General features: G+C 49.7%; 9 protein-coding genes, 7 tRNA genes and 2 rRNA genes. All 18 read left to right on the top strand.

The window, feature by feature from the left end; genetic code table 11:
- Window positions 1-1,345: ribosomal RNA gene (locus ACRPK8_RS09655) — 23S ribosomal RNA — on the top strand; the annotation flags it as partial.
- Window positions 1,346-1,392: 47 nt separating this feature from the next.
- A 5S ribosomal RNA gene (gene rrf / locus ACRPK8_RS09650) occupies window positions 1,393-1,508 on the top strand.
- A gap of 8 nt (window positions 1,509-1,516) precedes the next feature.
- Window positions 1,517-1,591: transfer RNA gene (locus ACRPK8_RS09645), tRNA-Asn, on the top strand.
- Window positions 1,592-1,593: 2 nt separating this feature from the next.
- A tRNA-Glu gene (locus tag ACRPK8_RS09640) sits at window positions 1,594-1,668 on the top strand.
- Between the two features lie 13 nt (window positions 1,669-1,681).
- Window positions 1,682-1,754: transfer RNA gene (locus tag ACRPK8_RS09635), tRNA-Thr, on the top strand.
- Between the two features lie 36 nt (window positions 1,755-1,790).
- Window positions 1,791-1,874 (top strand) — tRNA-Tyr (locus ACRPK8_RS09630).
- Window positions 1,875-1,878: 4 nt separating this feature from the next.
- Window positions 1,879-1,951 (top strand) — tRNA-Lys (locus ACRPK8_RS09625).
- A gap of 6 nt (window positions 1,952-1,957) precedes the next feature.
- Window positions 1,958-2,029 (top strand) — tRNA-Gly (locus ACRPK8_RS09620).
- Window positions 2,030-2,037: 8 nt separating this feature from the next.
- Window positions 2,038-2,113: transfer RNA gene (locus tag ACRPK8_RS09615), tRNA-Ala, on the top strand.
- A 214-nt stretch (window positions 2,114-2,327) separates the two neighbouring features.
- Window positions 2,328-3,236, top strand: a complete 909-nt coding sequence (gene rocF / locus ACRPK8_RS09610; RefSeq protein WP_432238034.1) for an arginase — start codon at window positions 2,328-2,330, stop codon at window positions 3,234-3,236.
- Window positions 3,237-3,360: 124 nt separating this feature from the next.
- Window positions 3,361-3,924, top strand: a complete 564-nt coding sequence (sigW, locus tag ACRPK8_RS09605; protein WP_432238033.1) for an RNA polymerase sigma factor SigW — start codon at window positions 3,361-3,363, stop codon at window positions 3,922-3,924.
- Window positions 3,925-3,940: 16 nt separating this feature from the next.
- Window positions 3,941-4,561 (top strand): anti-sigma factor, encoded by a 621-nt coding sequence (locus ACRPK8_RS09600; protein ID WP_432238032.1) that lies wholly within the window; start codon window positions 3,941-3,943, stop codon window positions 4,559-4,561.
- Between the two features lie 79 nt (window positions 4,562-4,640).
- Window positions 4,641-5,501 carry a diadenylate cyclase CdaA gene (cdaA, locus tag ACRPK8_RS09595; protein WP_432238031.1) on the top strand — a complete coding sequence of 287 codons (861 nt, stop codon included), beginning with the start codon at window positions 4,641-4,643 and terminating at the stop codon, window positions 5,499-5,501.
- Window positions 5,501-6,787, top strand: coding sequence for a CdaR family protein (locus tag ACRPK8_RS09590; RefSeq protein ID WP_432238030.1), 1,287 nt, complete (start codon window positions 5,501-5,503; stop codon window positions 6,785-6,787). The genes cdaA and ACRPK8_RS09590 overlap by 1 nt, the downstream gene beginning before the upstream one ends.
- Before the next feature lie 28 nt (window positions 6,788-6,815).
- Window positions 6,816-8,171 carry a phosphoglucosamine mutase gene (gene glmM / locus ACRPK8_RS09585; protein ID WP_432238029.1) on the top strand — a complete coding sequence of 452 codons (1,356 nt, stop codon included), beginning with the start codon at window positions 6,816-6,818 and terminating at the stop codon, window positions 8,169-8,171.
- Window positions 8,172-8,584: 413 nt separating this feature from the next.
- Window positions 8,585-10,381, top strand: coding sequence for a glutamine--fructose-6-phosphate transaminase (isomerizing) (gene glmS, locus ACRPK8_RS09580; RefSeq protein ID WP_432238028.1), 1,797 nt, complete (start codon window positions 8,585-8,587; stop codon window positions 10,379-10,381).
- Window positions 10,382-10,458: 77 nt separating this feature from the next.
- Complete coding sequence (locus ACRPK8_RS09575) at window positions 10,459-11,022, top strand: hypothetical protein (RefSeq protein WP_432238027.1); 564 nt, start codon at window positions 10,459-10,461, stop codon at window positions 11,020-11,022.
- Between the two features lie 23 nt (window positions 11,023-11,045).
- The gene (locus tag ACRPK8_RS09570) at window positions 11,046-11,813 is read left to right on the top strand and encodes an alpha/beta hydrolase (protein ID WP_432238026.1); all 768 of its coding nucleotides are present in this window, start codon (window positions 11,046-11,048) and stop codon (window positions 11,811-11,813) included.
- The last annotated feature ends 27 nt before the right edge of the window (window positions 11,814-11,840 follow it).

The raw sequence follows: 11,840 nt of genomic DNA, 5'->3' as shown, positions 1-11,840 counted from the left end.
GCGGAGTCCCGTAGGGACGTAGGTCACGATTTCACACTGCCAAGAAAAGCCTCTAGTGAGGGGGAAGGCGCCAGTACCGTAAACCGACACAGGTAGGCGAGATGAGAATTCTAAGACGCGCGGGATAACTCTCGTTAAGGAACTCGGCAAAATGGTCCCGTAACTTCGGGAGAAGGGACGCTCTACATGAGTAGAGCCGCAGTGAATAGGCCCAAACGACTGTTTAGCAAAAACACAGGTCTCTGCTAAATCGCAAGATGACGTATAGGGGCTGACGCCTGCCCGGTGCTGGAAGGTTAAGGGGATGGGTTAGCGCAAGCGAAGCTTTGAACCGAAGCCCCAGTAAACGGCGGCCGTAACTATAACGGTCCTAAGGTAGCGAAATTCCTTGTCGGGTAAGTTCCGACCCGCACGAAAGGCGTAACGATTTGGGCACTGTCTCAACGAGAGACCCGGTGAAATCATAGTACCTGTGAAGATGCAGGTTACCCGCGACAGGACGGAAAGACCCCATGGAGCTTTACTACAGCCTGATATTGAGGCTTTGTGCATGATGTACAGGATAGGCGGGAGACGTCGAGCCCGGAGCGCCAGCTTCGGAGGAGTCACCCTTGGGATACCGCCCTTCATGCATAGAGTCTCTAACTCGCAGCCGTGATCCGGCTGGAGGACCGTGTCAGGCGGGTAGTTTGACTGGGGCGGTCGCCTCCTAAACAGTAACGGAGGCGCCCAAAGGTTCCCTCAGAATGGTTGGAAATCATTCGTAGAGCGCAAAGGCAGAAGGGAGCTTGACTGCGAGACCTACAAGTCGAGCAGGGACGAAAGTCGGGCTTAGTGATCCGGTGGTTCCGCATGGAAGGGCCATCGCTCAACGGATAAAAGCTACCCTGGGGATAACAGGCTGATCTCCCCCAAGAGTCCACATCGACGGGGAGGTTTGGCACCTCGATGTCGGCTCATCGCATCCTGGGGCTGGAGTAGGTCCCAAGGGTTGGGCTGTTCGCCCATTAAAGCGGTACGCGAGCTGGGTTCAGAACGTCGTGAGACAGTTCGGTCCCTATCCGTCGTGGGCGCAGGAAATTTGAGGAGAGCTGTCCTTAGTACGAGAGGACCGGGATGGACGCACCGCTGGTGTACCAGTTGTTCCGCCAGGAGCATCGCTGGGTAGCTACGTGCGGACGGGATAAATGCTGAAAGCATCTAAGCATGAAGCCCCCTCCAAGATGAGATTTCCCTTTGAGTAATCAAGAAAGACCCCTCAGAGACGATGAGGTAGATAGGTCACGGGTGGAAGCATGGCGACATGTGGAGCTGAGTGATACTAATCGGTCGAGGCCTTGTTCTAGCAGATGCTTGTTGATGACTTCAGTTTTGAGGGCGCGAGCCCGATCGTCTGGTGACGATAGCCAAGTGGTCACACCCGTTCCCATGCCGAACACGGAAGTTAAGCACTTGAACGCCGAAAGTAGTTGGGGGCTTCCCCCTGTGAGGATAGGACGTTGCCAGGCATATTTATTCCGCAATAGCTCAGCGGTAGAGCAACCGGCTGTTAACCGGTAGGTCGTAGGTTCAAATCCTACTTGCGGAGCCAACGGCCCGTTGGTCAAGCGGTTAAGACACCGCCCTTTCACGGCGGTAACACGGGTTCGAATCCCGTACGGGTCACCATTATACTTTTTGTGCCGGTGTAGCTCAGCTGGTAGAGCAACTGACTTGTAATCAGTAGGTCGCGGGTTCGACTCCTGTTGCCGGCACTGTTTTTCTCAATTGTATAGTTTCCTAGACAAACTGGGGGGGTAGCGAAGTGGCTAAACGCGGCGGACTGTAAATCCGCTCCCTCGGGTTCGGCGGTTCGAATCCGCCCCCCCCCACCATGTCGAGCCATTAGCTCAGTTGGTAGAGCATCTGACTTTTAATCAGAGGGTCGCAGGTTCGAATCCTGCATGGCTCATTTCTTGCGGAAGTAGTTCAGTGGTAGAATACGACCTTGCCAAGGTCGGGGTCGCGGGTTCGAATCCCGTCTTCCGCTTTATTTTCGGGGCCTTAGCTCAGCTGGGAGAGCGCCTGCCTTGCACGCAGGAGGTCAGCGGTTCGATCCCGCTAGGCTCCACCAACTTTATTTAAAAGATCTTAAGCGAGTTTCGTTCGTCTTAAGTTTTTTTTATATGAAATGCCACGCATAACCAGAGTACGTACGTAAGAACACCGTGATTCCCTTCACGGTGTTTTTTTTTTGTATATTCATGCGTCTTTTTGTCGAGTTGAACCACCTATTTGTTACCGCTTACAATACATATAGAAGTGACTAAGATATAGGGGGAATATCGATGAACATTGCGTATATCAGCGTACCGTATCGTTATGGACAAGGAAAGCCGGGGACAGAACATGGACCTGCAGCTGTCGAAAAAGCGGGTCTACTCGCGACACTCGAAGCACGGGGACAAGAAGCAGTACGCTACGGGGAAGCGGCTGTTTTATCCGAGGATGCAGTCCGGGAAGAAGATCCGAAGCTGAAACGTCTTGAAGGCGTCGTCCATACGACGAATGACTTGCACCTGATCGTACGTGACGCGTTATCGGAACAACGTTTTCCGTTGTTAGTTGGTGGCGATCACAGCATGGCGATTGGAACGATTGCTGGGTTACGTCAGACTGTACCACGTCTTGGCGTCATCTGGTTCGATGCACACGGTGATTTGAATACACCGGAAACATCACCGTCTGGTAACATCCACGGTATGCCGCTCGCTGTAGCCCTTGGGGAAGGACATCAGCGTTTAACGGAAGTCGGAGGGACAGATATCAAGCTGCAACCGGAACACCTCGTCTTCATCGGATTACGTGACGTTGATCCAGGGGAACAAGAGCTGATCGATCGTCTTGGTATTCGTGTCTATGATATGGAAGCGATCCGAACTCGGGGAATGGACGCGATCATGGAAGAAGCAATTGCTTATTTGAAGGAAACGACGGATGCGTTCTATCTTAGCTTCGATATGGATGGTCTAGATCCATCACTCGTCGTCGGAACCGGAACACGTGTCGCCGATGGTATTTTCTTAGACGATGCAAAGACGGTGCTCAAGCATTGCGCAGCAGCAGATGATTTCATTGCGGCAGAATTCGTCGAAGTCAATCCGTTGCTTGAAGAAGGAAACGGAACGGCCGAACTTGCCAATGAATTAATTGGGGATTTACTCCTGGCAATGGAAACAAAACATTTAGTAAAATAATGGATAGAACTTGAACTCTTTTCATCGGGGTTCAAGTTTTTTTGTTACAATTTAAAAAGAGTTGAAACATTTATCGGTCGACTTCGTATAAGAGATTGACCGCATAGAGCGGGGGGTATTTAAAGTGGAAGAAACGACACTACGCTTAATTGAGCGGGTGAAACAGGGGGACCGCGACGCATTTGCGGCACTTGTTGATCTATATAAGGAAGGTGCCTTTCTTGTGGCTTTCCGCGTCTTGCGCGATCGAATGGAAGCGGAGGATGCGACTCAAGAAGCCTTCATCCGTGTATTTACGAAAATTGATTCGTATAATGCACAATGGAAGTTCCGGACTTGGTTATACCGAATCGTCACGAACGTCTCGATTGACCGGTTACGGAAAAAGAAACCGGATTATTCTCTTGATGCTGAGATGTCAGGTACTGAAGGACTGACCTTGTATTCACAGCTTGAGACCAAGGACACTTTGCCAGAGGACCAAGTGGTCGATAACGAGCAACGAAACGAAGTCGGGGATGCGATTGCGGCTTTACCAGAAAAATACCGTGTCCCACTCGTTCTGAAATATGTAGAGGATCTTTCGCTAAAGGAAATCAGTGAAATGATCGATTTACCTGTCGCTACTGTCAAAACTAGAATTCATCGTGGACGGGAAGCGCTGAAGAAGCATTTTGGTAAACGATGAGAAGGAGGAACTCACCATGTCACGAGAGCATGTACATGAACGGATTCAGGATTATTTAGACAACAATCAACCACCCGAGGATTTTGAACGATTAGAAGCAGAGCTACGGGAAGCAGATGCGATGGACGAGTTCGAAGAGTATCGGCTCCTTGATGCTCGGCTGCGTCAACTTCCGGCACCTAAGCTATCGGCAGATTTTACATCCCGCGTGCTGGCACAATTGCCCGACCAGGTGGACACGCCGAACGTCGCCTTGCTGCACCAACCACAATCGTCTCGTTTCGGCGGGAAGATGAAACAGTATCCGTTGCTCGCTGCAGCGGCTGTCTTCCTCTTATTATCCGTCGGTAGTCTCGGGGGTTACATGGCACAGGAAGAACATGACTTATCGTATACGAATGCACCGGGCATCGTCGCTCAAAATGGTGAGGTCGTCGTTCCAAAAGGCGTCACGGTCGATCAGGATTTATACGTCGAAGGTGGAAACGTCCGGATCGAAGGAAAAGTCAATGGTGATGTCATGACCGTCGATGGAAAAGCCTACACGGCGAGTGCCGGTAGTGTGACGGGAGAAATCAAGGAGATTGATCAATTATTCGAGCGCGTGTGGTACGGAATCAAACGTCTATTTCAATAATTATCTGGGACGAGTCGTACTCGTCCCTTTGTGCTATAATGGAAACTGTTTAAATCAGATGAGATAGGGGGCACGGTTGGTGAATGACTTCAACTGGCAACCACTTCAATTTCAATTGTTGAAACTGGGAGAAAACGTACATTGGTACGATTATATTAATGATGTCATTGATATCGCGGTCGTGACGTTCGTCATCTATCGTTTGATGATCATCGTCAAAGGGACAAAAGCCGTCCAGCTCATTAAAGGAATCTCGGTCATCTTGATCAGTTGGTTCCTGAGCGGATTCTTTGGTCTGAAAACATTACAATTCTTGCTCAATCAAATCATCACCTACGGGTTATTAGGTATCATCATCATCTTCCAACCTGAGCTTCGACGTGGACTCGAGCATCTTGGGCGAACGAGTAAATTCTTTTCGCGTAGTGCGATCAGTGATGAGGACGAACAAGTCCGAATCGTCGATGCGCTCGTATCGTCTGCTCAATACATGTCAAAACGCCGGATCGGCGCACTCGTGACGATTGAACGCGAGACAGGGCTGAGTGAATACGTCGAGACAGGGATTCCGCTCGGTTCACAAATCACGAGTCAGTTGTTGATCAATCTGTTCATACCGAATACACCGCTTCATGACGGTGCTGTCATCGTCCAGCAAGGTAAGTTAGCTGCTGCTGCCTGTTACTTACCGCTTTCTGAGAGTGCACATATTTCGAAAGAACTCGGAACACGTCACCGCGCTGCAATCGGTGTCAGTGAAGTGACGGACAGCGTCACGCTCGTCGTTTCGGAGGAAACGGGAGGCGTCTCCCTTGCTATCAATGGACGTCTGTATCGTGAGCTCGACGAAGAGTCACTCCGGGCGAAATTACTTGAAACGATCGTTAAGGTCGAACCGACGAATACTTCCTTCTTGAACTGGATGGGGGCGAAAAAATAATGTTCGAAAAGTGGTTCAATGAACGCTGGTTCTTACGGATCGTCGCAATCGCACTAGCGGTCATGCTGTATTTGATGGTCGCCGGATCGAATCCGACGGGAAAAAGTGACGCCGCTAGTCTGTTACCGATTGCAGGACAAGGATCAACGAAATTTGACGTATCTGTCACGGTCCAGTATGATGAATCGCAGTGGGTCGCCTATAATATTCCAAATACGATGGAGGTGACCGTCAAGGGTCCCTCGAGTAGTCTGACGATGCTCCGGCTCGTCCAGGATTTTGGATTAACGATTGATTTAGAAGGACTTGACCCCGGCTATCATCGTGTCCGTGTCACACCGACAGGATTCGGAAAAGATGTCGAGGTGACGCCGAAACAAGAGACGATTGAAGTCTTCCTCGATAAGAAGATTACAAAGGAAGTTCCGGTTCAGGTCGCGTTGCTGAATAAAAATAAAATTGCTGAAGGGTACGTCGTGGGGGAAGCCCAACCGAACCAACAAACGGTCGAAGTGACCGGTGGTGCTGAGAAGTTGCAGGCGATCTCAGCCATTCAAGTCCCGATCGACGTCACAGGTCGAGCTGAAACGTTCAAGGAAACGTTTAATGCCAAAGCGACGGACGCGAATGGAAATACGATCAGTGCGGCGTATCGTCCAGAACAACTTGAAATCACGGTACCGGTCTATAAGGAAAGTAAAACCGTTCCGATTAACGTCAAGACGAAAGATAGCGTTAAAAAGGGTTATACAGTCGTTAAGATCGTACCGGTCACGACGGAAGCCCGTTTGTATGGCTCAAAAGAAGAACTCGAACGAATCGGTTCTGTCGATACGGAGACCGTTTCCTTGAAAGGATTAACGAAGACGACGGAAAAAACCGTCAAACTCGTTGAACCGGAAAATGCAACGGCGATGGATCCGACACGTATCACCGTCAATATCGTCGTCGAGAAGGAAAATGCGAAAGCGACGACGGAAACCGTCGAAGATCGGGCCGAGAAAACAATCTCAGGCGTGCCGGTGACACTGAACGGATTTGACGAGTCGAAATATACGATTGATTATAACCAAACGGTCGATGTCATCGTCCGAGGGAAAGAGTCTGATTTAGCATCGATCGATGCGACGGACATCAAAGCGGTCATCGATGTGACGGGACTAAAGGAAGGAACGCATGGATTACCGATTTCCTACCAGACATCAAAAGCGTTTGATGTCTTGCGTCCAGATAACATGGATGTCACGTTAAAAGCCGTTCCCCGGACATCCGTTCCGACCAATTAAAACAAATTAGTGAAATGAGGACTAACACATGGGTAAGTATTTTGGAACTGACGGCGTACGCGGCGTCGCAAACGTAGAACTGACACCAGAACTCGCATTTCGTCTTGGACGGACAGGCGGTTACGTGTTGACGAAACACGAAAGCACGCGACCGAAAGTCTTGATTGGACGTGACACACGCGTATCGGGTCAAATGCTTGAGAACGCACTGATCGCAGGGTTATTATCGATCGGGGCAGAAGTCATGCGTCTCGGTGTCATCTCGACACCGGGCGTCGCCTATCTGACAAAAACGATGGATGCGACAGCAGGAGTCATGATCTCCGCGTCACACAATCCAGTTGAAGATAACGGAATCAAGTTCTTCGGTTCAGACGGCTTTAAGCTTGATGACGCAACAGAACTTGAAATCGAAGCATTGCTCGATGAAGCGGAAGATACATTACCGCGCCCAGCCGGAACAGAACTTGGTTTTGTCCATGACTACTATGAAGGTGCACAAAAATACCTGCATATGCTTCGTCAGACATCGGATGAAGATTTCTCAGGCATCCATGTCGCAATCGACGGTGCACACGGGGCGACGTCAAGCCTCGCGCCACGTCTGTTCGGTGACTTGGAAGCGGAAGTCTCAACGATCGGAACGACGCCGAACGGTTTGAACATCAACGATGGTGTTGGTTCAACACATCCTGAACACCTTGCTGCTTTCGTCAAAGAGAAGGGGGCAGACGTCGGTCTGTCGTTTGATGGCGACGGTGACCGTCTGATTGCAGTTGATGAGAACGGCGATATCGTCGATGGTGATAAAATCATGTTCATCTGCGGGAAATACTTGAACGAACTCGGTCGTCTAAAAGACAACACGATCGTCGCAACAGTCATGAGTAACCTCGGTTTCCATAAAACCGTCGAAGAAAACGGCATGACGGCGCTTCAGACAGCAGTCGGTGACCGTTACGTCGTCGAAGAGATGCGGAAGAACGATTACACGCTCGGTGGCGAACAGTCGGGTCACATCATCTTCATGGATTATTCAACGACAGGTGACGGTATGTTATCAGGCGTCCAGTTATTGCAAATCATGAAAGCGACAGGGAAGAAGTTATCGGAACTCGCAGCTGAGATGCCAATCTTCCCACAACGTCTCGTCAACATCCGTGTCTCCGACAAAAACGGTGCAATGAGCGGTCCTGCCGTGCAAGCCATCATTTCTGAAGTCGAAGCAGAGATGGCGGGTAACGGACGGATCCTCGTACGTGCTTCAGGAACAGAACCGCTCGTTCGTGTCATGGCGGAAGCTCCGACACAAGAAGCATGTGATGCATATGTTGAGCGGATCGCAAACGTCGTTCGTGAGAACTACGCGTTACAAGAAAACTAAGTAGCTAGAAGCAGAGCGATTGCTCTGCTTCTTTTATTTACAATTATTTTAGAAGAATAGCTTGAGATTTTTACAAAAAATAGGGATTATGCGTATTGAATAGAAAAATATCGGGAATAGTTACAAATACGTTACCTTTCTTGCTTTTTCAGATTAAAGTTCGTATGATGGTGAAGTCGGACAGAAACGGGGTCGGACGGAAACAAGAAGCGCCAGGGCTTTCTTCGCAGAAAGAAAGCTGACGAGGTGGAGGTTTATCGAATCATTCGGCGGATGCCTCCCGGTACCAGATCCGTACCGTAAATCGTTCTGAAATCGTCCAAGTGATTGGACGGACAAACAGACCGATCGGGATCCTCTCAACAAGAGCCGTTTCCTCTTTAGGGAAATACTTGTAAATGGAGAGATGTAACATGTGCGGAATCGTAGGTATGATCGGACAAGTCAACACGAAAGAAATTTTATTAAAGGGTCTCGAAAAACTCGAGTACCGTGGCTATGACTCGGCAGGTCTTGCATTCGTCAACGATGGCGTTCAAGTCCACAAGGAAGTAGGCCGGATTGCTGCGCTACGCGATATCGTTCCTGCAGAGGCAGACGGAACAGTCGGAATCGGACATACACGCTGGGCGACACACGGTGTGCCAAGCGTACCAAACGCGCACCCGCACCAAAGTGCGTCAGCACGTTTCACACTCGTGCACAACGGTGTCATCGAGAACGATGAACAATTGAAAGCAGAATTAAACGTCGATCTCCTCAGCGACACGGATACAGAAGTCATCGTTCAGATGATCGAAAAGAACTTCAACGAAACAGGTGATGTTGCGGAAGCATTCCGTCAAACACTTCGTGTCTTGCACGGTTCGTACGCCCTCGCATTGATCGATGCGGAAAATCCGGACGTCTTATACGTCGCAAAAAACAAATCACCACTTCTCGTTGGTCTCGGGGATGGTACGTTCAACGTTGTCGCATCAGACGCAATGGCGATGTTACAAGTAACAGATCAATTCGTTGAGTTGCACGATGGTGAGATGATCATCTTGACGCGTGATAGCGTTACGATTCAAGATCTCGACGGGAACGTTCAAGAGCGTGAAGCATATACGGCTGAAATCGATGCATCAGATATCGAAAAAGGAACGTATGCGCACTACATGCTCAAAGAGATGGATGAGCAACCAGCTGTCATCCGTAACATCGTTCAAAAATATCAAAACGAATCAGGCGACATCACACTCGACCAATCGGTCCGTGATCTCGTACTCGGTCGTGACCGTGTCTACATCATCGGTTGCGGAACAAGCTACCATGCTGGTTTGATCGGAAAACAGTTGATTGAACAAATCGCTGGCATCCCGACAGAAGTTCATATCTCTTCTGAGTTCGGATACAACATGCCATTATTGACAGAAAAACCGCTCTTCCTCTTCCTTTCACAATCAGGTGAAACAGCGGATAGCCGTGCGGTTCTCGTTGAAGCGAAGAAACTCGGTCACCCGGCACTGACGATCACGAACGTTCCGGGATCGACATTGTCACGTGAAGCAAACGCAACATTATTGCTCCACGCGGGTCCAGAAATCGCCGTTGCTTCAACAAAAGCATATACAGCTCAAATCGCTGTTCTCGCTGTCCTTGCGTTTGACCTCGCTCAAGCAAAAGGAGTTGCCGTTAACTTCGATCTCATGAAGGAACTCGGTAAAATCTCAAGTGCGATGGAATCGGTCATGTCTCAAAAAGATCGTTTCCAAGAAATCGCGACAGAATACTTGTCTGAGTCACGTAACGCGTTCTTCATCGGTCGCGGACAAGATGCGTACGTCGGGATGGAAGGTGCATTGAAACTTAAAGAGATCTCGTATATCCAAGCAGAAGGATACGCGGGGGGAGAGCTCAAGCACGGTCCAATCGCATTGATCGAAGACAACACACCGGTCATCGCGCTCGTGACACAACCACACGTTCACCTCAACAACCGTGGGAACGTCAAAGAAGTCGTCGCACGTGGGGCAAACGCGTGTGTCATCGCAGCAGAAGGTCTTGAATTGCCGACGGATGCATTCGTCATCCCAGCAGTCGAGCCACTCTTGTCACCGCTCTTGTCTGTCTTACCACTTCAATTGATCTCATACTACGCGGCACTCGGTCGCGACTGTGACGTCGATAAGCCACGTAACTTGGCGAAGTCAGTAACGGTTGAATAAGAAAACAGATCGACTCCAAATGATAGGCGCATCAAAGCGTCTGCCGTTTGGAGTTTTTTAGATGAGAGGAGAATAAGATGAACCGATGGATTACAGCATTTCCTAAACGGTACGAACAGGACGTTCGGGTCGTTAAAGCATGTCTACCGTTTGGATGGAGACGCTTATCACCAGGGACAATCAAAGTGAAGATAGAGCACGAACAGATACAGATTCCGATGCGTGTATACGTTTCAGAAATCGACTCGGAGCGGATTAAGAAGTTGACGTCGACGCAACAGACGATTTTATATTGCCTTTACACCCGTCACCATGATGGTCATGTTCGTGAGCATTATCTCCAGCAGTTACTTAAAACTCGTCCGCGCGACGGATGGGTCCTCGCCTATCTCATCGAACTCGCTAGTGAGTATGTCCGTGAAATCGTTGATATCATCGTATCCGCAATCGAGCAATGGGATCCGGAAGTGAAGCGGCGATTCGTCGAGGATGATCCGGCATACATGAAGCGGATCGAAGACCGAATGATCAGTTACTGGAATGCTTATTACCGCTCTGGCGAACGACGATCCGAAGCAAACTACCCAGGCTTTCGGATTATAGAATCGTTACGGGAGGGTGTTTCGGTAGAGGAAGTCTGAAGAGATGAAAAGGAGGGGCGCGCTTGATCACCAAATCAAAGGATTTGTACTTAGAAGGACCTGGACCTGCTATTTTGTTGTTGCACAGTTTTACGGGTAGTGCGAATGAGATGCGGGGTCTCGCTCGCTTTTTACATACAGCCGGCTATACCTGTTATGCACCGAATTATGCCGGACACGGGGAATCGCCGGAGCGGTTGTTTGCGACGACGATCGAAGACGTCTGGCAGTCCGCGCAAGCCGGACTCGCGTTTTTACGTGATCAAGGGCACAACGACATCTTTTTGATCGGACAATCACTCGGTGGGGTGATGGCACTTCGACTGGCAGAGCAGTCAGGATGTGCAGGACTCATCTTACTCTCGACGCCGATTCTTGAGCGGACGATTGCCGGACTTGAGCACCGCGTTCGTCGCTATACAGAACGGTATTTTCAGTTTGACGATCGTTCACCGGAGTGGATCGCAGATTTTGTTGACCATCATTTTCTACGCCCGGAGAAAGACTTACAGGCACTGCAACAGTTCATCCTCGACACAGGAGTCGTCTTGCCGAAGATCACACAACCCATCGCCTTGTTCCTTGGTGCCTTAGATGATGCCGTCTATCATGCAAGTCTCGAGCGAATCGAAACGACGGTGCCGAGCCGAGATCAGAAAAAGGTCCTTCTTCCGAACAGTAAACATTTACTGACGCTCGATCGGGATAAACAACGTCTGTTTGATGAAATCCTTGTCTTCTTGAAGACGCACCCGGTAGATTCCTTGAAACCATCAGCTACTGTGCAGTAGGCTAGATAAGTAAGCTAGACGTGAAAG

Origin of the sequence: Exiguobacterium sp. TDN 0502, assembly GCF_050846835.1 — a bacterium.
In the GTDB taxonomy this organism is placed as follows: Bacteria; Bacillota; Bacilli; order Exiguobacteriales; family Exiguobacteriaceae; genus Exiguobacterium_A.
Note: the sequence above shows the minus strand (reverse complement) of the source record. Positions and strands in the feature narration are given on the sequence as shown.

Bases quoted from the DNA above. Each gene is read 5' to 3' on its own strand.
- rocF (WP_432238034.1), top strand. From the start codon at position 2,328: ATGAACATTGCGTATATCAGCGTACCGTATCGTTATGGACAAGGAAAG.
- ACRPK8_RS09600 (WP_432238032.1), top strand. From the start codon at position 3,941: ATGTCACGAGAGCATGTACATGAACGGATTCAGGATTATTTAGACAAC.
- ACRPK8_RS09590 (WP_432238030.1), top strand. From the start codon at position 5,501: ATGTTCGAAAAGTGGTTCAATGAACGCTGGTTCTTACGGATCGTCGCA.
- glmM (WP_432238029.1), top strand. From the start codon at position 6,816: ATGGGTAAGTATTTTGGAACTGACGGCGTACGCGGCGTCGCAAACGTA.
- glmS (WP_432238028.1), top strand. From the start codon at position 8,585: ATGTGCGGAATCGTAGGTATGATCGGACAAGTCAACACGAAAGAAATT.
- ACRPK8_RS09575 (WP_432238027.1), top strand. From the start codon at position 10,459: ATGAACCGATGGATTACAGCATTTCCTAAACGGTACGAACAGGACGTT.